Origin of the sequence: Actinoalloteichus sp. AHMU CJ021, from assembly GCF_002895405.1 — a bacterium.
In the GTDB taxonomy this organism is placed as follows: domain Bacteria; phylum Actinomycetota; class Actinomycetes; order Mycobacteriales; family Pseudonocardiaceae; genus Actinoalloteichus_B; species Actinoalloteichus_B caeruleus.
In genome coordinates this window covers 4,907,759-4,934,699 of the sequence record NZ_CP025990.1, presented here as the reverse complement: position 1 = coordinate 4,934,699, position 26,941 = coordinate 4,907,759, and the positions used below count along the sequence as shown (strand labels likewise).

The following is a 26,941-nucleotide window of genomic DNA, read 5'->3' as shown; positions in this document are numbered from 1 at the left end:
ACCGATCCGCCCGTTCCAGCGCGTTCGTCGACGTCAGAACGCTCGGCTTCCCGGCCGGGCACCTTCCAGTGGGAAGAGGAAGCGGATGAAGTTCACCAACGGTGTCTGGCTGATGCGCGACGGTGTGCGCGCGTCCTACGCCACCGAGGCACGGGACGTGGTCACCACCGGGGAGACGGTGACCGTGCACGCCGCCACCCGGGCGGTGAGACATCGGGGGGACACGTTGTACGGCCCGGTGTTGACCACGCACTGGTGGACGCCGGCGCCGGACGTGATCGCGGTCCGCACCACCCATTTCGCCGGTGGGCGGCCGCGGTCCCCGGAGTTCTCCCTGGCGGTGGAGCCGGACACCACCGCGAAGGTGGAGCGGGTCGGGCCGGTGGTCGAGCTGACCAGTGGGCGGCTGTCGCTGCGATTGGACACCTCGGCCGAGTGGAGTCTGGACTTCCTCGCCGAGGGCCGGGTGCTGACGCGGACGGGCCGGAAGGGCACGGGGATCGCGGTCACCGAGGAGGACCGGCACTACTCGGTGGCCCAGCTCTCGCTCGGGGTCGGCGAGCTCGTCTACGGCCTCGGGGAACGTTTCACGCCGCTGGTGCGCAACGGCCAGGTCGTGGACATCTGGCAGGCCGACGCCGGGACCGGCAGCGAGCAGTCCTACAAGAACGTGCCCTTCTACCTCACCAACCGGGGCTACGGCGTCTTCGTCAACGAACCGGGGCAGACCTCGTTCGAGGTGGCCTCCGAGCACACGGGCCGCGTCCAGTTCAGCACTGAGGGCCAGACCCTGGAGTACCTGGTCATCTACGGGCCGACGCCGAAGGAGATCCTGTCCCGGTACACGGCGTTGTTGGGGCGGCCGGCGCTGCCGCCGGCGTGGTCGTTCGGGCTCTGGTTGTCCACCTCGTTCACCACCTCCTACGACGAGGAGACGGTGACCGGGTTCATCGAGGGGATGCGCGACCGGTCGATTCCCCTGAGCGTGTTCCACTTCGACTGCTTCTGGATGCGGGAGTACCAGTGGTGTGACTTCGAGTGGGACCCGGCGGTCTTCCCCGACCCGCCGGGGATGCTGCGGCGGCTGCACGACCGGGGCCTGCGGGTCAGCGTCTGGATCAACCCCTACATCGGGCAGAAGTCCCCGCTGTTCGAGGAGGGGCTGCGGGAGGGGTACCTGCTGCGGCGGCCGAACGGCGACGTGTGGCAGTGGGACCTGTGGCAGCCCGGGCTGGCGATCGTGGACTTCACCAACCCCGCCGCCCGGGCCTGGTACTCGGACAAGCTGCGTGGCCTGCTCGCGATGGGCGTGGACTGCTTCAAGACCGACTTCGGGGAACGCATCCCGACCGACGTCGTGTACCACGACGGTTCGGACCCGGTGCGGATGCACAACTACTACACCCACCTGTTCAACCAGACGGTCTTCGAGGTGTTGCGCGAGCAGCGGGGCGACGGGGAGGCGGTGGTGTTCGGCCGGTCGGCGACGGCGGGCGGGCAACGGTTTCCCGTGCACTGGGGCGGGGACTCGGAGTCGACGTTCGAGTCGATGGCGGAGAGCCTGCGGGGCGGGTTGTCGTTGGGCCTGTCGGGTTTCGGGTTCTGGAGCCACGACATCGGCGGGTTCGAGGGCACCCCCGACCCGGGGGTGTTCAAACGGTGGTTGGCCTTCGGGTTGTTGTCCTCCCACAGCCGGCTCCACGGCAGCAGGTCCTACCGGGTGCCGTGGGAGTTCGACGAGGAGTCCGTCGAGGTCGCGAGGTTCTTCACGGAGCTGAAGTGCAGGCTGATGCCCTACCTCTACGGTGCGGCGGGGCAGGCCGCCGACCACGGGTGGCCGGTGATGCGGTCGATGGGGTTCGGTTTCCCCGACGACCCCGCCTGCGACTACCTCGACAGGCAGTACCTGTTGGGTGATGACCTGCTGGTCGCGCCCGTGCTCAGCGCGGACGGCGAGGTGGAGTACTACGTGCCCTCGGGCCGGTGGACCCACCTGGTCACCGGGGAGCCGATGGAGGGCCCCGGTTGGCGCCGGGAGCGGCACGGTTTCCTGGGGCTGCCGGTCCTGGTCCGCCCGGGTGCCGTGGTCCCGCTCGGTGGGCGGTCGGACCGCCCCGACTACGACTACACGCGGGGGTTGACGCTGCGGGTGGGCTGGTCACCGGAACTGACCAGGACGAGGACTGCCGTTCCGACGCTGGCCGGGGAGACCGGGGTCGAGTTCGAGACCACCCGCACGGGGGCGACGCTCACCGTTCGCGTGGTGGCCGGGGCCGCGGCGGGCTGGCGGGTGCTGGTGGTGGGTGTCGCGGCGGTGACGGCGGTGCGCGGAGGCACCTGGGAGCCGCACGAGCAGGGCGTCCTGCTGTCGGCGACCGGGGCGGAGCTGTCGGTGGTCGTGGCGGACTGAACCGGTTCGGGCGCCGCCGGCCCGTGCGGGTCGGACCTCGCGGTGGGAGCCGCCGAGGGGTCCGACCGGGTCGGCGGTGTGCCGGGGCGCCCAGGGGCTGGGCGGCCGGAAGGAGGATCCGGGCAGGGCCGCGCTTCCAACCTTCGGGTGATCGTCTCCGCCCGGTCGACCGATGCCGGGGTCCTGGTCGCGCACCTAGCGTGCTTCCCGCCGAGGTTAGGCACGGCCGAACCCGAGTCCAGGGAGGACCACATCCTGATGAAGCACCAGAGAACACCGCGAGCGCTGGTGTGCGGCGCGCTGGCAGCGCTGCTCGCGTTGGGGGCGCCCCCGGCGCTCGCCGACCCCGGCGCCGGCTCCGCCGCGCCGCCGGACACGAACGGGGACTCCGACCGGAGCGCGATGCTCGACGCGCTCCGCTTACCCGTGGAGGCAGCCGGGTACCCGGGCATCCAGCTCCGCGTCCGGGACGGCGCGGACGAGGAGGTCCTGACCACAGGGGTGGCCGACCTCGGCACCGGGGTCCCGACACCGCCGGACGGGGTGTTCCGGGCGGCGAGCGTGACGAAGAGCCTGGTGGCGACGCTGGTCCTCCAGCTCGTCGAGGAGGACCGGCTCGCCCTGGCCGACCCCCTCGCCGAGCACCTGCCGGGTTCCGTGCCGACCGCCGACCGGGTCACCGTCGAGCAGTTGTTGAACCACACCAGCGGGCTCACCGACTACCTGGAGGACGCCGAGTTCGACGACGTCGCCGAGTACTCGCGGCGCACCTACACGCCGTGGGACCTCGTCCGGTTCTCCGGCGCCCAGGACCCGGTCGGGGAACCGGGAGGGGAGTTCTCCTACGCCAACATCAACTACGTGCTGCTCGGCCTCGTCGTGGAGTCGGTGACCGGGGAGCCGCTGGAGGTCCTGCTGCGGGAGCGGGTGTTCGAACCGGCGGGGATGGCCAACAGCTCCTTCCCGCTCACCGAGCGGGAACTCCCCGGCCCCCACTCCCTCGGGTACTACCGGCTGGCCGGGGACCCGGCTGGTGAGTGGCGGGAGCTCACCGAGCTGAACCCGTCCTTCGCCTGGGCCGCCTACGCCCTGGTGTCGGACACGGCCGACGTCAACCGCTTCTACCGGGCGCTGTTCGGCGGGGAGCTGGTGTCGCCGGAGTCGCTGGCGCTGATGACGGACGGCGTCCCCACCACCGATCCGACGCTGTTCCCCCAGTACGGGCTCGGGCTCCAGACGTTGAACACGGTGTGCGGGGTCCCGCTCGTCGGGCACACCGGCGGCATCCCCGGTTTCCTGACCTACTCGTTCGGGACGCTGGACGGCGAGCGGCACGTCACCGTCTCCGGTAACGCCTGGGCCGGGGACGAGAGCGTCGCGCTGTTCCACCTCGGGGTGGTCAACGCGATCAACCTCGAGTTCTGCGGCGAGGAGTGGGCTCCGGTGGGGAACGTCCCGACCGTCCTGACCGAGCAGCCGCCGCTGGGCGCCGCCCTGAACGGCTGACGCGACCCCGGCCCCGCCGCCCGGCGCGGCGGGGCCGGGTACCCGTTCGGGAGTGGAGCGGACCTCGCGGGGCGCGGGGGAACGCTCCGCCGCGCCGAGGACCGACGGGAAGCTCAGCAAGGCTTCCCCCCGTCGGGGTGGGTGGCTGGTCGTCGACGGTGGCCGCATCGGGCCAGCCCCAGCGGCAGATTCCGGGCCGCAGTCGGCGACAATTCCCGAGAACTCGGACGAAAGCCGACCGATAGTCACGAGAAACCACCGCCGCCCCACCGCCGGATCCCGATTTCGACGATCGCCGGTACTCCGTCCGGAGCACTTCAGGTGAATTCTCCGGCGAGGAGTCCCCACTCGGAATCACGTCGGCCCCGCTCCCGGCGACAAGTACCGATGTTTCCGCATTGTTGGCTGCTCGATGGATTCTGGGTAACATTCCCGCCCAGCCAGCCGGCACCGGTGGCCACGGCACGGCCACCGCTCGATGACCTGCGTCCTGACCAGCCATCCCGCGCCGACACGAGAGACGGCGGGCGCCACCCCGCCTGGTATTCCGCGGAATTTCCGCCGTGGCGACACGCTCACCGCCCGGGCTGCCGTGACATCGCCGGCCCCGAACGGACGAGTGGCCTTCTCCTTCTTCCTCCCGGCGGGACACCAGGCACGTCGACGTGCGACCGGGCCGTGGTCAGGCCCTGAAGGGAATGACGATGTCGAACAGCGGAAGAATATCGGGAGCGCGCCCAACGCGAAGATGGAGAACGGCGGTCACCGCGGTCATCGCCACCGTGTTCGCCGCTCTTGGGGTTCCGGCGGCCGCCAACGCCGCGACCGTCGACCCCAACGCCTACTACCAGCTGGTGAACCGGCACAGCGGGAAGGCACTGGACATCGAGGCACGGGGCACCGGGGACGGCGTGAACGCCGTGCAGTGGACCCGGAACTCGGGAACGAACCAGCAGTTCCGGTTCCTGCCCTCGGGTGACGGGTGGTACCGGATCCAGGCCCGGCACAGCGGCAAGGTCCTCGACCTCTACGAGTTCGACGTCGCCGATGGAGCCCGCGTCGTGCAGTGGGCCGACCTCAACGGGCACAACCAGCAGTTCCGCCTCGCCGACTCGGCCGGTGGCCACGTGCGGTTGATCAACCGGCTCAGCGGCAAGGCGCTCGAGGTGTGGGAGTGGTCCACCGAGGACGGGGCCAGGGTCTCCCAGTACTCCGACCACGACGGCCACAACCAGCAGTGGCAGCTGGTCCCGGTCGACGGGGGTGGCACGCAGCCACCCGGGCAGGCCAGGCAGGTGGAGGACCTGAACCGGGGTCTGATCAGCGCCAGGTCGGGGAACGGCAACCTGGTGAGCTGGCGGCTGCTGGGGACCGACCCGGCGGGAGTGGCGTTCAACCTGTACCGGGGTTCGACCCGGGTGAACTCGTCGCCGATCACGGACTCGACGAACTACTTCGACGGCGGGGCCTCGGCCACGGCGAGCTACACCGTCCGGGCCGTGGTGAACGGCACCGAGCAGGGCGCGTCGGAACCGTCGCTGCGGTTCGGCGGCGGAAACTACCTCGACGTCCCGCTCCAGGTGCCCTCGGGTGGTCGGACTCCGGACGGCGTGGACTACACGTACTCGGCCAACGACGCCAGCGTCGGTGACCTCGACGGCGACGGCCAGTACGAGTTCGTCGTCAAGTGGGATCCGTCGAACTCCAAGGACAACGCGCACTCGGGGCACACCGGGAACGTGTTCGTCGACGCCTACCGGCTGGACGGCACCCGGCTGTGGCGGATCGATCTGGGCCGCAACATCCGGGCGGGGGCGCACTACACCCAGTTCCAGGTGTACGACTTCGACGGCGACGGCCGGGCGGAGGTCGCGATGAAGACGGCGGACGGCACCGTGGACGGTGCTGGACGCGTCATCGGCAACGCCAACGCCGACCACCGCAACTCCAGCGGCTACGTCCTCGCCGGGCCGGAGTTCCTGACCGTCTTCGACGGTCGGACCGGAGCCGCGCTGTCCACGGTGGACTACCTGCCGGCGCGGGGCAACGTCAGCGACTGGGGCGACAACTACGGCAACCGGGTGGACCGCTTCCTGGCGGGCACCGCCTACCTGGACGGCCAGCGGCCGAGCCTCATCATGTCCCGTGGCTACTACACGCGCACGGTCATCGTGGCCTGGGACTTCCGCGACGGCAGCCTGACCAGGCGCTGGACCTTCGACAGCAACTCGGCCGGCAGCCAGTACCGGGGGCAGGGTTTCCACAGCCTGTCGATCGCCGACGTGGACGGTGACGGTCGTGACGAGATCGTCTTCGGCGCGATGGTCATCGACGACGACGGCACCCCGTTGTGGAACACCGGCTACGGGCACGGCGACGCGCTGCACGTCGGCGACTTCGTGCCCAGCCGCCCGGGGCTGGAGGTCTTCGGCGTCGCCGAGAACAGCAACCAGCCCAGTTCGTGGCTGGTGGACGCCCGCACCGGGCAGCCGATCCACACCACGCCGGCCAACGGCGACAACGGGCGCGGGGTGGCCGGTGACATCTGGGCGGGCAGCCCCGGAGCCGAGATGTGGTCGTCGCGGGTGGACGGCATGCGCGACACCCAGGGCCGGAACGTGGGGCGCAAGCCGTCGTCGACGAACTTCCTGATCTGGTGGGACGGCGACCCGGTGCGGGAACTGCTCGACCAGACCAGGATCGACAAGTACGGGCCGAACGGGGACACCCGGCTGCTGACGGCGAACGGTGTGGCCTCGAACAACGGCACGAAGGCCACTCCCGCGCTCTCGGGCGACCTGTTCGGGGACTGGCGGGAGGAGGTGGTGTGGCGGACGTCGGACAGCCGCGCGCTGCGGATCTACACGACGACCGACCTCACCGACCTGCGGATTCCGACGCTGATGCACGACACCCAGTACCGGGTGGCGATCGCGTGGCAGAACACCGCCTACAACCAGCCGCCGCACCCCAGCTTCTTCATCGGGGACGGCATGGCCCCTGTCCCGCAGCCCAACGTCTACTACCCGTGACCCGTCGAGCCGCTGAGCCGTGATCGCGCGTCGGGGAGCCCGGGTGGACTCCCCGACGTGTTCCCGGGAACGCGTCGGGGTGACGCGGGTCCGCAGGCGGCCCGGGAGGAATCGGAGAACGGCGCACCGGACGAGCTCCCTCCCCAGGGGGCGCGGACGGGGCGGCACGGACGTGGTGGTCCCGCCACCGCTCAGCCCGGGTAGCGTCCGACGGCGGCGTGCCGGGCCGCGGTGCGCAGCCGCCGCCACTCGCCGGCCGCCGTGCAGTCCCAGCACCACTCCTGCCCGTCGGGCCACCAGCCGCCGTTCCGGCAGGTCCGGCACCGCCGGAACTCCAACCGCACCCGCCGGGGCGCGGCCGGCGTGGGCGAGGACCGCCGCCAGGCGCGGGACCACCAGGCTGCTAACCGGCCGGCCGTCCCGGTCTGCCCCTCAACCCGGGGGGCGGGGACCTCGGCTGCCACCGGGGGATACTGGCCCGCCAACCTGCGCAGCATGTCGAGGCTGTCCCGCGCTGAGCGCGCCAGCAGCGCCGCCGTGCGTTGGATCTCGTCGAGGGTGTCCGCGACCTCGTCGAAGCACTCCGCCCACCGCTCCCGGTAGGCCAGCTGCTCCTCGGCAGGCGCGTCCTTGGGTGGCAGGTGCTCCACGAAGGTGAGGAACAGGGCGCGCAGTTCCCGTTCCCACGCGGGCACCTCCGGCTGGTCCTCGCTCACCGGTGGCACTCCCCCTCGTCGGTGGGCTCAGGTGCCCGCCAGTGGTGCGCCCCACCTGGGGGGTCCTCGGGTGGGGTGGCGGGCAGGTAGCCGGCCAGCGCGGTCCGGGCGGAGTCCACGTCGAGCAGACCGTGGGTGTGCCGAGGCTGGGAACGCAGCCAGGCCAGCGCCCGAGCCGCTTCCCCGGAGAGTTCGGACAGGAACCGGTCGAGGTGTTCCCGGTCCTGGCCGTCCTGGTGGAACCGGACCTGGACGCACAGGCTTCCCAGGTCCACCATCAGCATCGGCCCGGTGCCGGGCATCTCCACCGTGAACAACGCCCCCGCTCCCTGCGCTGGGGCCGCCACCACCTGGGGGACCATCATGGTGTGTCCCTCTCTCCGGTCGGCCACGCTCGACACCGCTGCCCTCGTCCCGCCGCCGGCGGGCCGCACTGCCCGCTGTCGTTCCGGGGAGCCGCGGTCAGCCCCTCGAAGACCACTGGTCGCAGGTTGGTGCCGGGCAGCGCCTCCGCCGCCTGGTCGATCACCGTCACCAACCACTGACAGTGTCCGGTGCCGGGGTCCAACTCGGGGACCCGAGCCGCACCCCGCGCCCGCTCCTCACGGCTCCGGGGCTCCATCACCCGCCCCACCCGCATCACCAGCGCACCGTGTGGGAACACCTCGTCATGCCCGGCCCGAAGTCGGGCTCCACCACCGCTCGCCATGCGAACACCTTTCACTTCTGCACGGCAAATGCTCATTGCGTCAAAGTCCTCAGTTCCCGGGGAGGATCAGATTTGTGACCTCGAAGTTGCCGTCCAACTCGTCACGCCGAGCGGCGGACTGATCCGCGCCGCGTGCTTCGCGTTTCCTGCCGCCACACCCCATCGCGATATGAGCGCGAGTCGTGAACAGCCGCCATACCAGCTATCCGGGTGGCGTCTACCGAACGTGCACCAGGACTCATAACCTCATCAGCTTCGTCCATCCGGTCGTGGTTGCGCTGTGCCCTCTGCCCGCACCTGTCATCCATTCCAAGAGCTAGAATCGGCCTCAGCAGCACCACAGTCGACCGAATGCGTACCCGGCGCATGCGATGCGCATAGCCAGGTACGGGAGGTGCCAGCATGGAACGGTTCGCAGGAGAACTCGCGCGGCTTCGGCGGCGTGCTGGTCTCAGCCAGGGAGAGCTCGCGAAAGCCGCGCACTGGAGCCAAAGCCAGGTCAGCCGTTGCGAGAACTCCAAAAGTCTTCCCGACGAAGGCATGATCGATCGCCTGGACACGATCCTGGGCGCCGACGGCTCCCTGGCCGCCGCTGCCCGCGCGACGGGCCGTGCGGTCCTTCCTCCCACGGCTCCGTCGGCTCCGGGCCGCCCCTGGGGACTGAGCGACGTCGTGCGACGCCTTCACAACACCGATGTCGGTAGCAAGACGCTGGAGCAGATGCAACTCGTCACCGAGCAGCTCTGTTGCGAGTACGCCTGGCGGGGCGCCCGTAAACTGCACCGTGAGACCATGCAGTGGTTGGAGTACAGCGCCCAACTGCTCGAACGCCCCACGACGCTCAGGGAACATCGGGACATCCTGGTCAACGCTGGGTGGCTCACCCTGCTCCTTGGTTGCCTGGAATACGATCTCGGCAACATCAGACAAGCCGAACTCAGCCGCCTTGCCGCCCTACAGATAGGCAAGGAATCCGGACACGCCGAGATCGTGGGATGGACCTTCGAGTTGAGCGCATGGTTCGCGCTCACGCAGGGACGCCTACGCTCCGTCGCCCAGTACGCGGAGGCCGGCACCGCAGCAGCTCCCCATTCTTCGGTCGTCGTGCAGCTTGCCGCGCAATCGGCGAAGGCCCATGCCCGGATGGGGCAGCGGGATCGCGTACATCGAACCCTGGACGGGGGGTACCGCCTTCTCACCCGGCACGATCACCCAAGCCGACCCGAGAACCATTTCGTCATCGACCCGACCAAGTGGGACTTCTACGCGATGGACTGCTACCGCCTGGTGGGCGATGATCGAAGGGCGACGGAGCACGCGCACGAAGTCATTCACCTGTCCCGAGCATCTGACGGAACCGAGAAAAGCCCCATGCGCGCGACCGAAGCCAGATTCACCCTCGGCATCTCCGCACTGCGAACCGGGGATATCGAATCAGCACTACCGTGGATCGAGGAAGCGAAGCAGGAAACTCGTCGATCTCAACTGCCGTTCGCCATGCTCGCCCAGGAGGCCATGCGGCAGGCACGTGAACTCTACCCCGGAGACCCAGCCGCACAACCCATATTCGAGGCACTTCAGCTGTCGGCCCCAACTGAGTGATCGATCTCGAACCGCCATCCCCCACTCGACCGCACGGCCGCTTCGGTCGAGGCGCCTGCCCGGCGCGGCACTGCCTGCCCAGGTTGCCCGCCGTTAACCCGGATTCGGAGACGACGTTCGCGCCCGAGATCATGGTCGGCGCAGCCCACGAGAAACGAGCACGGACGAAGGGAACGCAAGGGGCCGGACGGGACTACTACTACGACGAATCCGGCCCCGGGGCGAACAGCATCGCACCCGCCGTGACGGCAGTAGTTCGCAACTGGTCAGGGCACTTTTTGATTATTCGTCGGACCGACAACGACCTGTACGCCATCCCCGGCGAAACACAGGGTATCGGTGAAACCATCTCCCAGACCGTCGTCAGGGAAGTCGAGGAGGAAACCGGAATCACCGTAGTCCCCAGGGCGGTTACCGGAATCTGTACGGACCCCAACCACGTAGTCTCCTACAGCAGCGACGGCAGGTTCGTCAGGAATTCTCCATCCGCTTCCTTGCCGACCCGGTGTCTGGGAGCTTGCGGACCAGCAGTGAGAGCAAGGAGGTACTCTGGGCTTCCCGAGGAACTCATGACCCTCAACATCCACCCGGCGATCCGACTGCGCATCGACCATGCACTCGGACCCCACGCTCGATCTTGCTCAACCAGTCCTCGGATCGGCCCATCATGCCCGCCGGGGCCACCTGGGCGAGGCCCCGCCGGCGCCGGTAGAAGGCCACTCGTTCCCCGATGCTCAGTGGGTCGCCAGCACCGCGCATGACCACGAGACTAGCGTCCTCAGCGGACGGGGTGCCCGCCACGAGCGTTCGACGACGCACTCCCATCCAGGTACGCCAACCATCGGCCACCTTCCACAGGGAATCCCGAGGCGGGTGCGTACACACCCGGGTCGGGGCAGCGGGCGGACCAGCGGTCCGGTCAGTGGCGGGTCCCGCGGTGGATCACCGCCACCGACCGTGGACGGCCCTCCTCCGACTGCCTCCTCGTCGGGTTCACGCCGGCGAGGCGAGTTCCCAGGGCCGGGGGTGGCTGACGTCGGCATCGGAGGACCCGAAGGAGTGCCGCCGCAGCGGGGTGACGTACCGGCAGAGCCGCATCCAGGTGCGGCTGACGATGGTGTCCAGGGTTCCGCCCGCGACCATCTGGTCCCGCACCGCGAGCGCGTCCCGCACGGCCGCGTAGCCGTGTTCGCGGAGGTCCCGTTCGTAGGTGCGGACGGAGTCGAGGATCCCGTCGCCGCTCGTCGTGGCCAGCAGCTGGGTCAGGCGGCGGGCGTCCCGCAGCGCGGCGTTGCCGCCGAGGCCGCCGGTGGCGGGGACGGCGTGGATGGCGTCGCCGAGCAGGGTCACCCGGCTGGATGGCCAGGGCGGTAGCTGCGGCGCCACCCGGAAGACGCTGACGCCCCGGCTGTCGTCCTCGGACTCGTCGATCATGCGGCGGACCACCGGGTGCCAGTCGGCGACGAGTCCGGCCGCGACCTCGCGCAGGCGGTCCGGCCCGAAGTCCCCGATGTCGGGGGGCAGGTGGTCGGGGGCGGACACCAACGCGGTCAGCAGGTAGGGCTGGTCGATCGGTGGCGGCGTCCGCCCGGTGACCTCGGCGAGGACCCGCTCCGCGCCGGGGGGCGGCTGGTAGGCGGCGGTGAACAGCGAGTAGGGGCCGTCCCCGGTCACCAGGTTCATCCCCTGCAGGAACCGGCCGGGCACCCACCCCCGGCCGTCGGTGAGCACCAGCTTGTTGGCGAGCCCGACGACTCCGGCGGCCACCGGTTCCCCGTGCGGCAGGTACTGCCGACGCACCCGGGAGCCGGTGCCGTCCGCGCCCACGAGGAGGTCTCCGGTGGCCGAAGAGCCGTCGGCGAAGTGGGCGACGACGCGGCCGTCGTCGGTGACCTCGTACCGCTCGAACTCGGCGCCGAAGTGGACGACGTCCTCGATGCCGGCGAGCAGGAGTCGCCGCAGCGCGCGGCGGTCGACGGCGTAGTGCCCTTCGGCCGGGTCGTCGGCCCGGGGGTGGGAGATCTCCTCCTCGACGACGAGGAGTTCGGTGAGCCGCTCGGTGAGGAAACCGAAGTCCCCGCCCGGTGCGGCCAGGTCGAGGAAGGCCCGCCACAGCCTGTCCGGGAGGCAGGCGCGGAGTGATCTCGCTCCCGCCGGGTCGATGTGGATGCGGTACCCCTCCCACCGGCCGGCCGGGTGGGTGTCGCGTTCGTGGACGGTGACCGGGACGCCGGCCGCGCGGAGCCCCTGCGCCAGGCAGAGGCCACCGATGCCACCGCCGATGACCAGGACGTGGGGTGCGTTCATGACCTGTTCCCTCCTTCGGGAGCGGGTGGCGCGGTGAGCAGCGTGGCCAGGGGGTCGAGGACGGCGGGGGCGAGTTCGGGGGTGAGCCGAACGCCCTTGACCGCGGCGATCACCAGTTCGACGGCCTCCGCCACGGGAAGACCGGCGCGGGGCAGGTCGGTGAGGAGGGCGGACAGGGCCTGCCGCCACCCGGCCTCGTGCCGTTCCACCTCGCGCCGCACCTCGGGGTCGCGGCGGCCTCGCAGGTCGAGTTCGGCGCTGACCGTGAGCAGTTCCGGTTCCGTGCGCATCATCGCCAGCAGGGCGTCGAGGTGTGCGATGAGCGCGGCGGGCGGTTCGAGGTCCCACGGCGGCGCGGTGGTGGCCAGCCGGCTGGTCGTGTACTCGGCGACGGCTCCGATGAGCGCGTCCTTGGTCGCGAAGTAGTGGTGCAGGGTCGACTGGTCGAGGCCGACGTCGGCGGCGACGCGGCGCAGCCGGAGTCCCTCGAAGCCGACGTCGGCGACCACGCGGAACGCGGCCCGGACGACCTCACCCGCCCGCCCACTGTTTCCATCAATCACTTGATGGACTGTAGTGCACTCGTCCGGCGTCCTTGATCGGGTGGGCTGAGGCCGGCCTGGTCGTCCGTCAACGGTCAGGCTCGGACCCGCGCGGCGAACCGCCGAGGGGCGACGAGCCGGCGGTTCCGGTGCGGGGACAAGCGGAAGCGCGGCGGTGGTGGCAGGACACATCGGACCGCCGCTGGCCGCCAACACCCTGACAGAGCCTTCACAAGGAGTTCTCGGGGCATCACACTCGGTGTCACCTGTTCGGCTGGTGTGGCCGGGCAGGTCATCCCCCGAGAGTCCTCTGGAGACCACATGGGTCAGCACCTCGACGCTGTCACGCTCGATCCGACCGGGCGGGACGTGTACGCGGAGATCGAGAAGCTGCGGGGCCGGGGCCCGGCGGTCCCGGTCGTCCTGCCCGGTGCGGTACGGGCCTGGTCCGTGACCGGTCACGAGCACGTGCGTGCCCTGTTGGCCGACCCCCGTGTCTCCAAGGACCCGCACCAGCACTGGCGGGACTGGCGGGAAGGTCGAGTGCCCCGGGACTGGCCGCTGGCCAACTTCGTGTCGCTGCGGAACATGTTCACCGCCTACGGCCCCGAGCACGGGCGGCTGCGGCGGATCGTCAGCGCGGCCTTCCTGCCCCGTCGGGTCCAGGCGCTGCGCCCTCGGGTGGAGCAGGTCACGGCGGACCTGATCGTGCGCCTGGCCGCCAAACCCGCCTCCGAGGTGGTGGACCTGCGCGCGGAACTGGCCAGCCCGCTGCCGATCTCCGTGATCGCCCAGCTCTTCGGCCTGCGCCGCGCGGGGTGGACCACGTTGCGGGAGTGCGTGGACAACCTCTTCCAGACGACGGTGTCATCCGAGCACGCCGCGCGGGACCGCGCGCGGCTCGACGTGTTGTTGCGGGAGATGGTCGAGGAGAAGCGCCGCGAACCCGCCGACGACCTCACCAGCACCCTGCTGCACGGCGCGCCGGCCGAGGGCGACCAGCCCCTCAGTGACGAGGAGCTGCACGACACCCTGTTGTTGATGCTCGGCGCCGGGTTCGAGACGACGCTCAACCTGGTGCACAACCTGGTGCTGGCGCTGTTGACCCACCCCGAGCAGCGGGAGTTGGTGCGGGTGGGGGTCGCGTCGTGGTCGGATGCGGTGGAGGAGGCGTTGCGGTGGGCGCCACCGGTGCCGCACGTGCTGTTGCGGTACGCGGTGACCGACCTGGACGTGGGGGGCACCGTCATCCCGGAGGGGGACGCGATCATGGTGTCCTACGGCGGAGCGGGCCGTGACCCCGACCAGCACGGGGATCGTCCCGACGTGTTCGACGTGCTCCGCCCCAGCCGTCGCGGGCACCTGTCGTTCGGGCACGGTGCCCACTTCTGCGTGGGTGCTCCGCTGGCCAGGATGGAAGCGGAGCTCGCGGTGTCCGCGTTGTTCGACAGGTTTCCCGGCATCGCGCTGGCCCAGCCGGCGGCGGCGCTCCCGCCGCTCGGGACGTTCCTGGTGAGCGGGCACGCGGCGTTGCCGGTGTTCCTGCACCCGGCGGGCGGCTTCGGCCGTCCGCTCCCGCCGCTCGGGCCCGTCCGCCCGTGACCCCGGCGGGCGGAAGCGCGGCTCAGGGGCCGTGACGGTCACCCCGCCTGGCCGGGACGGCCCGTTCCGAGTGCGCTGGCGGGCGGGTCGGCGGCACCCTGCGGTGTCCCCTCCGGGGTGGGTAGCGCGGTGCCTCCGGGACGGAGACCGTCGAGGAGCAGGGCGAGGGAGCGGGCACGGTCCACTCCGGCGCCGTCCTGGTCGTGCGCGGTCGCCAGCGTCATCACCAGGATCGCGGCGAGGTCGCGGAGGACCGCGTCCGGTCGTACCTCCCCGGCGTGCTGCGCCGCCACCAGCACCGCGCGCAGGTCACCCAGGTGGTTCTCGACCAGGTCGAGGTCGATGGCCCCTCGGTCGCGGGCGGCGTGGACCAGCGCGGGGCGGGCGACGAGTCGTTCGACCGCCTCGACGATCGCCGCCCTCAGGGCCGGGCCGGGGTTGGAGGCGGTCGCCGCGACCGCCGCGAGCGGCCAGACCTCGTCGGCGAGGAGGACCCGGAACGCGGCGCGGACCAGTCCCCCGCGCCCGCCGAAGAGCCGGTACACGGTGGCGACGCCGACGCCGGCCCTGGCGGCCACGTCCTCCAGTCGGAGGTCGGTGGGCCCGCCGGCCGGCAGTTCGGAGAAGGCCGCGAGGGCGGCCCTGGAGATCCTCTCCCTGTTGCGCCGAGCGTCGGCGCGTCGGGGTGTCTCGCGCATCAGCGCATTCAACAGGACGGATGTCGCAGGGCGCGCCGCTCGGCGAGCACGGTCACCCGGGCCGGTCGCCGGTTCCGCCCGTCAGGGGCGTGGCGGACCGACGGCGGTCCCGGTCGGCTTGGAGGTCGTCCCGCCCCGGGGGGTCACGGGTTCACCAGGTGACGGGGAACCTGGCGAGCCCGTAGACGGCGTTGAACGACCGGAACTCCGCCCCGCCCGGGACCTCCCGCAGGGTGGGGAACCGCCGCAGCAGCGCGGGGAACGCGACCCGCATCTCCATCCGGGCCAACGGCGCCCCCAGGCAGTGGTGCACACCATGACCGAAAGCCAGGTGCCCCAGCGCACCCCGGGTGAGATCCAGCCGATCCGGATCGTCGATCACCTCGGGGTCCCGGTTGGCGGTGGGCAGGCCGCAGAGCACGACATCGCCGGCGCGGAGCGGGGTGCCGGCGAGCTCGGTGTCCTCGGTCACAGCCTTGAGGGTTCCGGTGTGGACGATGCTCAACCACCGCAGCAGCTCCTCGACCGCCGCGTCCACCGCCCCCGGATCGTCCCGCATGATCGCCAACTGCTCGGGATGCCGCAACAACGCCAACGTCCCCAACCCCAGCATGTTCGACGTCGTCTCGTGCCCGGCGATGAGCAACAGATCAGCGATACCGGCCAGCTCCCCGGTACCCACGTCCTCACCGTGCTCACGCACCAACATGCCCAACAGGTCCTCACCCGGCTCACGCCGAGCCCGCAACACCAGCTCCCGCATGTACTCCCGCGACTCCAACTGGACCCGCACCCGCTCCTCCGGCGTGCTCGACACGTCCAGCAACTGACCGCTGCGCTCCTGGAACGCGTCCCGGTCGGCATAGGGCACACCCAGCAACTCGCAGATGACCAACGAGGGCACCGGCAACGCGAAGTCGCTGACCAGGTCCGCCGGCGAACCACCACGCTCCATCGCGTCCAGGTGATCGGCGACGATGTCCCGGACCCGGGGTTCCAGGAGCCGGATGCGGCGGGCGGTGAACGCCCCGGTCAGCATCCGCCGCAACCGCGTGTGGTCGGGCGGGTCCGCGGCCAGCAGGTTGCCCTCCAGGACCCGCTGGATCTCCGCGTCGGTGACGCCTCGCCGGCTCGCCCCGCTGAGCACCTGGCGGGTGTTGCTGAACCGAGCGGGGTCCGACAGGACCTCCCGGACGTCCCGGTGCCGGGTGACCATCCACGCGTCGAACCCGAAAGGCGTGTGGACGAGCTCGATCCCGTCCCGCTCGCGGATCTCCCGCACCTCCGGGGCAGGGGCGAACTCCTGCCTCCGCATGTGCAGCGGTAATTCGGTGATACGTCCGGGCGCTGTCTCACTCATGGGCGGCCTCCGTTCGGGCGTGTCCCCGACCACCACCGTACTGATAGCGGTCTATCACATATTACTCAAGGTATCCGAACGGCCACTAAAAATCACCGCATGCGCACGGAGAAGACCGGCGAGGAGCGAAGCCCCCCTGCACCGGGCTCCTACCCGCGCACTCCCCTCGCCACGTGGTGGGGTGACGATCGCGGGGCTCCGCTCACCCGGCGGCGAGGACGCCTCGCCGCTGGCGCGCGACCACTCCGTCCGCCTCCCCCTCACGGATGCCGACCCGGTGGCTCCCCTTCCCGGGACCTCGCCACCGACACCTCGTACCCGCACGTCGGCAGCCCTCCCCGCGTGGACCACGTGCAAGACGCGAGGCGCGCTCGGGCCGGGTGCGCGAGCGACCGGGACGCACCACGACCAGATTCGCCACGGTCCCCCGCGACGCCGAGCGTCGGGGCGCCCCCGCGCGAGCACGTCCCCGCCAGCGGTGGTGCCGGTCGAACGCGCCAACCGGCGGGGACGCTCACCCGGCACGGCGGCCGGTCACGTCGCGCGAGTCCGGGGACGGACGCGGACGGACACGGACCCGGGAAGGGGACTCACCAGTCGACCGGCAGCGAGGCCAGCCCGTAGACGGCGTTGAACGACCGGAACTCCGCCCCGCCCGGGACCTCCCGCAGGGTGGGGAACCGCCGCAGCAGCGCGGGGAACGCGACCCGCATCTCCATCCGGGCCAACGGCGCCCCCAGGCAGTGGTGCACACCATGACCGAAAGCCAAGTGCCCCAGGCCACCCCGGGTGACGTCCAGCCGGTCCGGGTCGTCGATCACCTCGGGATCGCGGTTGGCCATGGGCAGACCGCAGAAGAGGACGTCACCGGCGCGAAGGCGCGCCCCGCCCAGCTCGGTGTCGGCGATGACCGCCTTGAGGGTTCCGGTGTGGACGATGCTCAACCACCGCAGCAGCTCCTCGACCGCCGCGTCCACCGCCCCCGGATCGTCCCGCATGATCGCCAACTGCTCGGGATGCCGCAACAACGCCAACGTCCCCAACCCCAGCATGTTCGACGTCGTCTCGTGCCCGGCGATGAGCAACAGATCAGCGATACCGGCCAGCTCCCCGGTACCCACGTCCTCACCGTGCTCACGCACCAACATGCCCAACAGGTCCTCACCCGGCTCACGCCGAGCCCGCAACACCAGTTCCCGCATGTACTCCCGCGACTCCAACTGGACCCGCACCCGCTCCTCCGGCGTGCTCGACACGTCCAGCAACTGACCGCTGCGCTCCTGGAACGCGTCCCGGTCGGCATAGGGCACACCCAGCAACTCGCAGATGACCAACGAGGGAACCGGCAACGCGAAGTCGCTGACCAGGTCCGCCGGCGAACCACCACGCTCCATCGCGTCCAGGTGATCGGCGACGATGTCCCGGACCCGGGGTTCCAGGAGCCGGATGCGGCGGGCGGTGAACGCCCCGGTCAGCATCCGCCGCAACCGCGTGTGGTCGGGCGGGTCCGCGGCCAGCAGGTTGCCCTCCAGGACCCGCTGGGTCGCCGTGTCGGAGATACCCGACCTGCCCGCGCTGTTGAGGACGTGCTGGGTGTTGCTGAACCGGGTGGGGTCCGACAGGACCTCGCGGACGTCCCGGTGCCGGGTGACCATCCAGGCGTCGAACCCGAAAGGGGTGTGGACGAGCTCGATCCCGTCCCGCTCGCGGATCTCCCGCATCTCCAGAGCGGGGGCGAACTCGTGCCGTCGGATGTGCAGCGGCAGTTCCGTGATGCGTCCGGGCGCTGTCTCACTCATGGGCGGCCTCCGTTCGGACCTGACCACGACCACCACCATGTTGGTAGCGGCCCGTCATTGATCACACAAGGTATCCGAACGACTACCGTCCATCACCGCGTGGTCGCGGCGAGCGGGGAGCGTCGCCGGGCCGATGCCGGCCGGTTCGGCGTGCCCCGCCGGGCACGCCGTTCCCTCGGGTGCTCCCGCCGGGGCACTCCCCACCCCACCGCGGGTGGGTGACGGTCCCGGGGGTCGCGCGCTCAGCCCGTCGCCGAGGAGGCGTGGCGCCCCCAGCGGGCGACCGCCTCGTCGACCTCCTCGTCACCGATCCCGACGAGGTGGCCATCCCGGACCAGGACCTCGCCGCCGACCACCGTGTGCCGCACGTCGGCGGCCGTCGCCGCGTAGACGACGGTGGAGTACGGGTCGTGCTCTGGCCGGGTGTGCGGCCGGTCGGTGCGCACGACGACCAGGTCGGCCAACTTCCCGGGCTCCAACGAGCCCAACCGGTCCTGCAACCCCAGGGCCCGGGCACCGCCCGCCGTGGCCATCCGCAGTACCGACCGCGCCCCCACCGCCGACGGGTCCCCGGTGTGGACGCTGTGCAGGAGCGCGCCGTACCGCATCACGTCGAACAGGTTCAGGCCCGTCGCGCAGGCGGAACCGTCGGTGCCCAGCCCCACGGGCACGCCTCGGGCGACGAGGTCGGGCACCCTCGCGATCCCGGCGGCGAGCTTCGCGTTGGACACCGGGCAGTGCGCCACCGACGCCCCCGAGTCGGCGACCAGGTCCAGTTCGGTGTCCGTCAGCCAGACGGCGTGGGCCAACACCGTGTCCGGACCGAGCAGGCCCAGATCCGCCAACAGCTCGACGGGCCGCCTCCCCGTCCGGTCGAGGACGGTGTCCACCTCGGTCTGGTTCTCCGCCGCGTGCACGTGGAGCAGTGCCCCGTGTTCCCTCGCCAGCGCCCCGACCGACCGCAGCTGCGCCTCGTCCAGGGTGTAGGTGCTGTGCGCGAAGACGCTCGGCCGGCCGAGCGCGTCCGGTTCCCGGCCGGCGAGCTCGGCGTCGGCGAGGCGGAGCCGTTCACCGAAGTCACTGATCCCGTCGGGCAGGTCCGGCACGTCCATGAAGGTCGGACCGGCGAGCAGGCGGAAACCCGCGCGCCGGGCGACACCGGCGGCGGCCTGGTGGAACCAGTACATGTCCAGGGCGGTGGTGGTGCCGCCCCGCAGCGACTCGGCGAGCGCGAGCAGCACCCCGGCGGCGACGTTGTCGGCCGTGAGCAGGCGCTGCTCCAGCGGGATCACCCTGGCGAGGAAGCCCTGGAGGTCGACGTCGTCGGCGGTGCCCCGCAACAGGGACATCGCCAGGTGGGTGTGGGTGTTCACCAGACCCGGTAAGACCACCGAGCCCGTCGCGTCGAGCACCGGCGCGTCCGGGTACCTGGCCCGCACGGCGGCGGCCTCCCCCACCTCCACCACCCGGCCCTCGCCGAGGGCGACGGCGCCGGCGGGCAGGACCGTGTCCTCGGCGTCCAGGGTGAGCACGACACCGCCGGAGACGACGAGGTCGACCGGGGTTGGCTGGCTGTGGTTGGCGGACGCGGGCGTCGGGTTCATGCGGTCAGCCTAGGTCAGCGGACCGAGGCTCCCGGTCGGTTCGGAGCGGGGGCCACGGGCCTGGTCTCGGCACGGGACCGGAGGTCGCCCGGTGCGGCGGGCCGCACGCGGGGGAACCGACGCCGGGAGAGCCCGGGGAGGGGAGCCGTTCCGGCACCGGTCTCCCCCAGGTGTTCACCCGCCGTGAACAGCCGTGCACACGGAACCGCACCGGCCCCTAGGCTTCTCGGCATGGCGAAACGAGCCGTCGTCCTCGGCAGTTCCGGCCAGATCGGACGAGCGGTGGTGCTCGGTCTGGTCCGCACCGGGTGGGAGGTGCGGACCGTCGACAGGGGTCGCCGTCCCGTGCCCTCGACCTGGGCCGAGCTGGGGGTGCGCCGAACCCTGCTGGACCGGGACGAGCCCGGCGCACTCCGCGCCGCCCTCGCCGCTCAGGGCGGCGCCGACGTGCTGGTGGACACCATCGCCTACGACGAGGCGCACGGCCGGGAGCTGTGCGCCCTGGCGGACCTGGTCGGTTCGGCCGTGGTGGTGTCGAGCGCGGCCGTCTACGTCGACGAGGCCGGCCGGAGCCTGTCCGGCGGGCTGACCGACTTCCCCCGTTTCCCGGTCCCCCTCCGGGAGGACCACCGGACGGTCGCACCGGGCGACTCCGGCTACGCGGCGCGGAAGGCGGCGCTGGAACGCGTGGTACTGCGCTGCGACGCGCTGCCGGTCACCGTGTTGCGGCCCGGTGCCGTGCACGGTCCCGGCTCGACCGCTCCCCGCGAGCTGTGGCCCCTGCTCCGCGCGGTCGACCGTCGTCCTGTCGTCGCGCTGGCCCACCGGGGAGCAGGCGTGTTCCACACCGCCAGCGCCCGGAACCTCGCCGAACTCGTCCGGCTCGCCGCCGCCCGTCCCGGGAGCAGGGTGCTCAACGCCGGCGATCCGCATCCTCCCTCCGTCCTCGACATCGTGCGGTGGGTGTGCCAGGCGGCCGGCCACGCACCGGAACTCCTCCTGTTGGACGGGCCGCCGTTGGGCGGCGGTGTCGGTGCCACCCCGTGGTCGGTCCCCCACGACGTGGTGTTGGACCTCGGCGCGGCCGAACGCGAGCTGTCCTACCGGCCGGTCACCACCTATGAGGACACGGTGCGCCCGGCGGTGCGCTGGTTGACCGAAGCGCTTGAGGGCAGGGGGTGGCGGGAGGCCTTCCCCGAGATCGTCCGGTTGTACGGGGACGGGTTCGCCGACTACGCCGCAGAGGACGCCGTCCTGGGCGGCGTCGGGACGTAGCCCGGCGTCCCCGGTCCCGCGCGCCGGACCGGGCCGGGACATCGGCGACGGCCACAGCCCCGGGCCGGGTCGGGTCCGGGCCGACGACACGCACCGACGCGGGTCACCTCGGGTGCGCGGACGGGCCACCGGGCGGGGGAAACCGGTGGCGTTGAGGGTGACGCCGTTGGTACAAGGAACGGATGACTCCGCCTGCCACCGACGTCCCCCACCTGTTGGCCCGTCTCGGCCACCCGGGCGCGGAGCGGCTCGCCGGGGGGATGGAGGGGGAGGTCTGGCGCCTCACCGGCGACCTGGTGGCGAAGGTGTGGCGAGCCAGGACCCCGGAACAGCTCTCCCCCCTCGTGGCGTTCTCCCGGGAACTCGCCGACCAGGGGCTTCCCTTCGCCACCCCGTACGTCGAGGAGGTCCGGGAGGTCGACGGTGTCGTGCTCAGCCTGGAACGGCACCTGCCCGGGACGTCCCTGGCCGACATCGTCACCCGGGGCGAGGTGACCGGCGAGCGGGCGGTGGAGATCACCGTCGAGGTGGTGTCCGCACTGGCGTCGACGGTGGCCGGCCCGGCCAGCCGGGCGCTTCCGGTGTTCGGGGAACCGCGTCCCCTGTGGGCGGGACACCGGTCGTGGGGAGGCGCGCTCGCGGCGCTGGTGCGTCGTCGCGCCCCGGCGGGTCCCGCTGGCGGGCCGCTGGGTTCGGCGGTCGACGAGCTCGACCGCAAGATCGACGGGCTCCTCGTCCTGCTGGACAGGGTCCGGGTGGCGCGGCCCGCCGTGGTGCACGGGGACATCTGCCCGGAGAACATCCTCGTGGACCAGGCAGGATCGGTGACCGCGCTGCTGGACTGGGGTTTCGTCTCCACCGCCGGTGACAACGCCTTCGACGCCGCCACCGCCGCCGGGTTCCACGACATGTACGGGCCGGACGCCGGGGTGAAGCGGGAGCGGCTCGTCGACGCGGTCCACGCGGAGCTGGGCTACCCCGTCGAGCTGCTCCTCACCTACCTGGCCGCCTACGCGGTCACCGGTGCCACCGCCTACTCGTCGTCCGGAGCGGACGGCCACTTCGCCTGGTGCGCCCACATCCTCAACCAGGCGTCCGTCACCGACCTGCTGGTGGCCAACGCCCCGAGATGACCGGGCGGCCGGGGACCGGCGGTGCCCGGAGGACACCGCCCGGGTCCGCCCGTGCCGGTCACCTCGGCGGCTAGCCCTGCGGCAGCAGGGTCTGCATCTCGTCGATCTCGGCCTGTTGGGTGTTCAGGACACGCTCGGCCAGCTCGGCGACCTCCGGGGACTCCCCCTCGTCGAGCACGGCCTGGGCGAGGTCCACCCCGCCCTGGTGGTTGATGAGCATCATCGACAGCCAGAGCTGGTCGAACTCGTCCCCCTCGGCCTCGGCGAGTCGACCGAGTTCGTCCTCGGACAGCAGTCCGTGGGGCGGCACGGCGGACGCGGACGGTGACGTGCTCCCGTCCCCGCCGGCACCGTCCTCGGGGACCTCCTCGTCCCATTCCTCCAGCCAGGAGGTCAGCTGGTCCAGCTCGGGCCACTGGGTGCCCTCGATCCGGTCGGCGAGTTCCTGGATCTCGGCGTTCTCGGTGTGCTCAGGCGCCAGCTCCGCCATCTCCAGTGCCTGCCGTTGGTGGGGGACCATGTCCCGCGCGAACTCGATGTCGGCGGCGTTGGGGGCGGTGTCCCCACCGGTGGTGCCGGAACCGGTGTCCTGGCCGCCGTCGGAACAGCCGGTGAGGGCGAGGCCGACGGCGGCGGCGGCCGAGGTGAGGACGAGGCGGAGCGGGAAACGGGTGGTCACGGGCGTTCTCCTCGGGAGTGGCTGAGACGGGTGGACGCGACGACGCCGCGGCTGGCGGCCACGGCGCGACCGTCACAGCCGCAGCAGCCCCAGCCCGGCGAGCCGTAACGCGACGCGGGGGGCGCGGGTGACCTCGGGGAGTCGCCGGCGGCGTTCCCGGTGCCGGCGGGTGGGGCGGAGTTCGACGAGGGGGCGGGGGCGGCGGGCCAGGGCGGCCAGCGCGAGGGCCAGCACCACCGCGACGCAAACGTGGAACAGGGAGTCCTCGGCCACCACGGGTGTCCCGGCGCACGACGAGCAGGCATCGGACCCGACCGCCCACTGCGGCGGGGCCGGCGAGGACGAGGACACGGCCACCGGGGACGGGGCGGTCGGTGTCGCGCGGCCCACCACGTGGTGGGCGCCGACGAGGCCGACGAGCAGGACGAGCAGGACCAGCCACCGGCCGTGCGCGCTCCTCCACCCGTTCATCCGCCCCAGGCTATCGGTTCACCGTGGGAAAACCCGGGGTCCGCGGCGTGTCCGTCGGGGGAGTACCCGGACAGGCAGTGCGGGCGGAGTGCCGTGGAGTCGGCGGAAGGCGGGGCTCGCCCGGGTGGTGGGAGCGGTGCCCCGCGCCGTCGCCGCGCCGGGTGGTGCCCGCGCCCGGGTGGTGCCCGCGAAGGCGAGCGCCCCCGGGTCACGCGGCCAGCCGGTGGCCGGCGGCGAACCCGAGGAGCGAACCCCCCGGAACGCCGCAGGCCCGCCGTCCAGAGTGGACGACGGGCCGGCGGTGTGCGTGTTCGGGAGCGGCTCACAGCGGGAGCGCGCGGAGCTCCTCGATCTCTCCCGGGTTCCGGTCGAGCACCCGCTGCGCGAGTTCCCGCAGCTCACGGGCGGGAGCCTCGTCGAGCATGATCCGGGCCTTCTCCAACGCGATCTCGTGGCTGGCCACGAGCGAGTCCCGCCAGAACCGGTCGAACTCCGGGCCCTGGAGCTGTTCCAGCCGCTGGACCCTCGGCCACGGGCTCTCCTCGGGCCCCTCACCCTCCCCCTCGGCGTCGGACGGGTCGGCCTCGGGCTCGGTCTCCACCACCTGCTCCGCCGGGGACAGTTCCTCGTCACCGGGCAACGCGGGCGGGTCGTCCAGCGGTTCGAGGGGTGGCCACTGGCCCGTCATGTAGGAGAAGCCGACGAAGCGGTCCTTCAGCCGGGTGTGCTCGATGGCCGTGCGGTCCGCGTACTCCCGCAGCGCCGGCGAGGTGAGGCGCGCGTTCTCCTCGCCTCGGGCATCGAACAGGGCGACGGTGCGCTCGTAGTGGGCGACCATGTCGTGGGCGAGCGCGATGTCCTCCTCCGTGTAGGACGGTTCGGAGGTGAACTCCAACTGGGGGCCGGCTGGCTCGGGATCGCTGTTGATCTCGTGGGAGGTGCAGCCGGCCAGCGCCGCGGCGGTCACCGCCGCGAGCAGCGCGGCCTTGGTCCACGGCCTCACAGTCATGGTCAGGGTTCCTCGTCGTGTCAGCAGGGACGGGGCGCGCGGTGACCGGCCTGCGCCGCAGGACGGTGCCCGACCGGTGGGAGGGGGAGGACCGTCGGCGGCCGGGCGGTGGGGAACGCGCACGATGGTGGTTCCATCCGCCCGGGATCCTACTGAAGGGGGCCACCGCGCCCGGCTGGCCGTGGGCCAACGCCGTCGACGCTCCCAACCCCACCCGCTCACCCGGACGGGCGTAGTCGGACGCGGCGCAGGAGCTGTGCGTTCAGGGCCACGACGATGGTGGACAGGCTCATCACGACCGCCCCGACGGCCGGGGGCAGCACGAAACCGACGGGGGCGAGCACGCCGGCGGCGAGGGGAACCGAGACCAGGTTGTAACCAGTCGCCCACGCGAGGTTCTGCCACATCTTGCGGTAGGTGGCGGCCGAGAGCCGCCGGACGGCCAGCACACCGCGCGGGTCGTCGGAGGCCAGGACCACGCCGGCCGACTCGATCGCCACATCCGTGCCGGCACCGATCGCGATCCCGACGTCCGCCCTGGCCAGGGCGGGGGCGTCGTTCACCCCGTCGCCCACCATCACGACCCGGTGCCCTTCGTCCCGGAGCCGGGTGATGGCGGCGTCCTTGTCCTCGGGCAGCACCTCCGCGATGACCTCGTCGACACCCACCTCGCGCCCCACGGCCTCCGCGACGTGCCGCGCGTCCCCGGTGATCATGAGCACGGCGAGCCCTTCGGCGCGGAGCCCGCGCACGGCCTCGGTGGACTCCGGGCGCACGGTGTCGGCGAGCCCGACCGCCCCGACCACCTCACCGTCCCGCACGACGTGGAGCACGGCCGCGCCCCGCTCGGCCCACCTCCCGGTGGCGGGTTCGAGCCGCTCGGGCACGCGGAGTCCCAGCTGGCGGAGGAGGGCCGGGCCGCCGACGGCGATGTCGACGCCTCCGACGCGTGCCGTCACGCCCCGACCCGTCAGGGAGCGGAAGTCCGCGGCCGGTTCGAGCTCGCCGCGCTCCCGCGCGGCGGCGACCAGCGCGCGGGCCAGCGGGTGTTCCGACTCGGCTTCGGCCGACGCCGCGAGCAGCAGGACGCGTTCGGCGTCACCGTCGACGGCCTCCACCCCCACCAGGGAGGGCTGTCCGGTCGTGAGGGTCCCGGTCTTGTCGAGGACGACCGTGTCGACGGTCCGCATCCGTTCGAGGGCGAGCCGACTGGTGACCAGGATCCCGGCCCTGGCGGCCAGGGAGGTGGAGATCGCGACGACGAGGGGGATCGCGAGCCCCAACGCGTGGGGGCAGGCGATGACGAGCACCGTCACGGTGCGCTCCACACCCGAGGTCGTCTCGCCGAGGAGGGACCACACGGCGAAGGTCAGCAGGCCGACCACCAGCGCGAAGTAGAACAGGGCGGCCGCGGCGCGGTCCGCCAGGGCCTGCGCCCGGGAACTCGAGCTCTGCGCCTCGGCGACGAGCCGGCGGATGCCGGCCAGTGTCGTCTGGTCGCCGACGGCGGTGAGGTGGACGCGCAACGCGGAGTCGGTGGCGACGGTGCCCGCGACGACCGGGTCTCCCTCCTCCCGGGTGACCGGCTGCGACTCGCCGGTCACCATCGACTCGTCCACCTCGGCGCTCCCCGCGACGACGGTGCCGTCGGCCGGGACCCGCCCGCCGGACCTGACGAGGACGACGTCCCCCACCCGCAGCTCGGGGAGCGGGACTGGGCGGGGCTCCCCGTCGTCGCCGAGCAACTCCGCCTCGTCGGGCAGCAGCTCGGCCAGTGCCTCCAGCGCCCCACTGGCCTGCCCCAGGGCCCGCATCTCCAGCCAGTGCCCGAGGAGCATGATCACGATCAGCAGCGCCAGCTCCCACCAGAAGTCCAGGTCCCACCCGCCGAACCCGAGGGTGGTGAGTGCGCTGGCGACGAACGCGACGGAGATGGCCAGGGCGACCAGCGTCATCATCCCGGGTCTCCGGGCCCGCAGCTCGGTGGCGGCACCGGCGAGGAACGGCCAACCGCCGTACCCGAAGAGCACCGTTCCCAGGATGGGGGCCACCCACGCGACCGGGTCGGCGACGGGGTAGCCGAACCAGTCGGAGATCATCCGGCTGGTCAGCACCACCGGGACGGCGAGGACGAGGCTGACCCAGAAACGTCGGCGGAAGACCGAGGCGTGATCCGCGTGGCCGTGATCCGCGTGGCCGTGATCCGCCTGTTCCGCGTGGTCCTCGTGGCCGCCGCCGGGCGCGCCCTCGTCGCCGCTCGCGCGGCGCGTCACCCCGACTCCCGTCCCGCGCGGACCGGGGGCCGCGTGCTGTCCGGCATGCGGATCGCCGTCCTTCTCACTCCGGGCTCGTTCCGGGCGGGGTGTCCCGCTCCGGGTTCCCCCAGTGTCGGGCCGTCCCCTGGTGCCGTCGACCCGAACCCGGCCGCCCCTCCCCACCTCGGAAGTGACGGAAGAGGACGGCGGAATCCGGTCAGTCCACACCCAC

21 protein-coding genes are annotated in these 26,941 nt (G+C 71.9%); 8 read left to right on the top strand and 13 right to left on the bottom strand.

Features of this window, described 5'->3' with window-relative positions; all coding sequences use genetic code 11:
* The first annotated feature begins 85 nt into the window (after positions 1-85).
* The 3 genes from yicI (at position 86) to C1701_RS20950 (ending at position 6,948) form a co-directional block, all read left to right on the top strand.
* Positions 86-2,410 (top strand): alpha-xylosidase, encoded by a 2,325-nt coding sequence (gene yicI, locus C1701_RS20960; protein WP_103056471.1) that lies wholly within the window; start codon positions 86-88, stop codon positions 2,408-2,410.
* A 258-nt stretch (positions 2,411-2,668) separates the two neighbouring features.
* Positions 2,669-3,916: a serine hydrolase gene (locus tag C1701_RS20955; RefSeq protein WP_155886168.1), complete on the top strand. Its 1,248-nt coding sequence runs from the start codon at positions 2,669-2,671 to the stop codon at positions 3,914-3,916.
* Positions 3,917-4,698: 782 nt separating this feature from the next.
* On the top strand, positions 4,699-6,948 hold the full coding sequence (locus C1701_RS20950) for a rhamnogalacturonan lyase family protein (RefSeq protein ID WP_337661851.1): 2,250 nt from the start codon (positions 4,699-4,701) through the stop codon (positions 6,946-6,948).
* A gap of 191 nt (positions 6,949-7,139) precedes the next feature.
* Here the strand turns inward: C1701_RS20950 and C1701_RS20945 are convergent, their stop codons facing one another.
* The 3 genes from C1701_RS20945 to C1701_RS20935 are packed head-to-tail and all read right to left on the bottom strand — an operon-like array spanning position 7,140 to position 8,373.
* Positions 7,140-7,664, bottom strand: a complete 525-nt coding sequence (locus C1701_RS20945; RefSeq protein WP_155886169.1) for a hypothetical protein — start codon at positions 7,662-7,664, stop codon at positions 7,140-7,142.
* The gene (locus C1701_RS20940; RefSeq protein WP_026419210.1) at positions 7,661-8,029 is read right to left on the bottom strand and encodes a hypothetical protein; all 369 of its coding nucleotides are present in this window, start codon (positions 8,027-8,029) and stop codon (positions 7,661-7,663) included. The genes C1701_RS20945 and C1701_RS20940 overlap by 4 nt, the downstream gene beginning before the upstream one ends.
* The gene (locus C1701_RS20935; protein ID WP_026419211.1) at positions 8,026-8,373 is read right to left on the bottom strand and encodes a hypothetical protein; all 348 of its coding nucleotides are present in this window, start codon (positions 8,371-8,373) and stop codon (positions 8,026-8,028) included. The genes C1701_RS20940 and C1701_RS20935 overlap by 4 nt, the downstream gene beginning before the upstream one ends.
* Before the next feature lie 402 nt (positions 8,374-8,775).
* Between C1701_RS20935 and C1701_RS20930 the strand changes: the two genes are divergently transcribed.
* A complete protein-coding gene (locus C1701_RS20930; protein WP_103056468.1) occupies positions 8,776-9,975 on the top strand; it encodes a helix-turn-helix domain-containing protein in 1,200 nt (399 codons plus the stop codon).
* A 131-nt stretch (positions 9,976-10,106) separates the two neighbouring features.
* Positions 10,107-10,736: an NUDIX hydrolase gene (locus C1701_RS20925; RefSeq protein ID WP_372493024.1), complete on the top strand. Its 630-nt coding sequence runs from the start codon at positions 10,107-10,109 to the stop codon at positions 10,734-10,736.
* Between the two features lie 232 nt (positions 10,737-10,968).
* On the opposite strand, the gene C1701_RS20920 is transcribed toward C1701_RS20925, so the two are convergent.
* Positions 10,969-12,282: an FAD-dependent oxidoreductase gene (locus tag C1701_RS20920; protein ID WP_103056467.1), complete on the bottom strand. Its 1,314-nt coding sequence runs from the start codon at positions 12,280-12,282 to the stop codon at positions 10,969-10,971.
* Complete coding sequence (locus C1701_RS20915) at positions 12,279-12,845, bottom strand: TetR/AcrR family transcriptional regulator (RefSeq protein ID WP_162147315.1); 567 nt, start codon at positions 12,843-12,845, stop codon at positions 12,279-12,281. The genes C1701_RS20920 and C1701_RS20915 overlap by 4 nt, the downstream gene beginning before the upstream one ends.
* Positions 12,846-13,145: 300 nt before the next feature.
* Here C1701_RS20915 and C1701_RS20910 point away from each other — a divergent pair, with 300 nt between their 5' ends.
* Complete coding sequence (locus C1701_RS20910) at positions 13,146-14,426, top strand: cytochrome P450 family protein (protein ID WP_051314070.1); 1,281 nt, start codon at positions 13,146-13,148, stop codon at positions 14,424-14,426.
* A gap of 38 nt (positions 14,427-14,464) precedes the next feature.
* Here the strand turns inward: C1701_RS20910 and C1701_RS20905 are convergent, their stop codons facing one another.
* From C1701_RS20905 to C1701_RS20890, 4 genes are all read right to left on the bottom strand, one after another.
* Entirely contained in the window at positions 14,465-15,124 is a 660-nt protein-coding gene (locus tag C1701_RS20905) for a TetR/AcrR family transcriptional regulator (protein ID WP_051314071.1), read from the bottom strand.
* A 151-nt stretch (positions 15,125-15,275) separates the two neighbouring features.
* A complete protein-coding gene (locus tag C1701_RS20900; protein ID WP_103056465.1) occupies positions 15,276-16,484 on the bottom strand; it encodes a cytochrome P450 in 1,209 nt (402 codons plus the stop codon).
* 590 nt (positions 16,485-17,074) lie between these two features.
* Positions 17,075-18,283 carry a cytochrome P450 gene (locus C1701_RS20895; protein ID WP_103057127.1) on the bottom strand — a complete coding sequence of 403 codons (1,209 nt, stop codon included), beginning with the start codon at positions 18,281-18,283 and terminating at the stop codon, positions 17,075-17,077.
* 242 nt (positions 18,284-18,525) lie between these two features.
* Positions 18,526-19,887: an amidohydrolase family protein gene (locus C1701_RS20890; protein WP_030106976.1), complete on the bottom strand. Its 1,362-nt coding sequence runs from the start codon at positions 19,885-19,887 to the stop codon at positions 18,526-18,528.
* A 231-nt stretch (positions 19,888-20,118) separates the two neighbouring features.
* On the opposite strand from C1701_RS20890, the gene C1701_RS20885 reads away from it, so the two are divergent.
* Both C1701_RS20885 and C1701_RS20880 read left to right on the top strand, forming a co-directional pair.
* Positions 20,119-21,162, top strand: a complete 1,044-nt coding sequence (locus C1701_RS20885; protein ID WP_016696948.1) for an NAD-dependent epimerase/dehydratase family protein — start codon at positions 20,119-20,121, stop codon at positions 21,160-21,162.
* Between the two features lie 182 nt (positions 21,163-21,344).
* Entirely contained in the window at positions 21,345-22,295 is a 951-nt protein-coding gene (locus tag C1701_RS20880; protein ID WP_016696947.1) for a phosphotransferase family protein, read from the top strand.
* A 70-nt stretch (positions 22,296-22,365) separates the two neighbouring features.
* Here C1701_RS20880 and C1701_RS20875 read toward each other — a convergent pair whose 3' ends face one another.
* The 4 genes from C1701_RS20875 to C1701_RS20855 form a co-directional block, all read right to left on the bottom strand.
* Complete coding sequence (locus C1701_RS20875; protein ID WP_103056464.1) at positions 22,366-22,974, bottom strand: DUF305 domain-containing protein; 609 nt, start codon at positions 22,972-22,974, stop codon at positions 22,366-22,368.
* Between the two features lie 72 nt (positions 22,975-23,046).
* Positions 23,047-23,445, bottom strand: a complete 399-nt coding sequence (locus C1701_RS20870) for a DUF6153 family protein (RefSeq protein WP_026420141.1) — start codon at positions 23,443-23,445, stop codon at positions 23,047-23,049.
* 322 nt (positions 23,446-23,767) lie between these two features.
* On the bottom strand, positions 23,768-24,454 hold the full coding sequence (locus C1701_RS20865) for a DUF305 domain-containing protein (RefSeq protein ID WP_081715640.1): 687 nt from the start codon (positions 24,452-24,454) through the stop codon (positions 23,768-23,770).
* A 218-nt stretch (positions 24,455-24,672) separates the two neighbouring features.
* The gene (locus C1701_RS20855) at positions 24,673-26,727 is read right to left on the bottom strand and encodes a heavy metal translocating P-type ATPase (RefSeq protein WP_337661850.1); all 2,055 of its coding nucleotides are present in this window, start codon (positions 26,725-26,727) and stop codon (positions 24,673-24,675) included.
* Positions 26,728-26,941 lie beyond the last annotated feature (214 nt).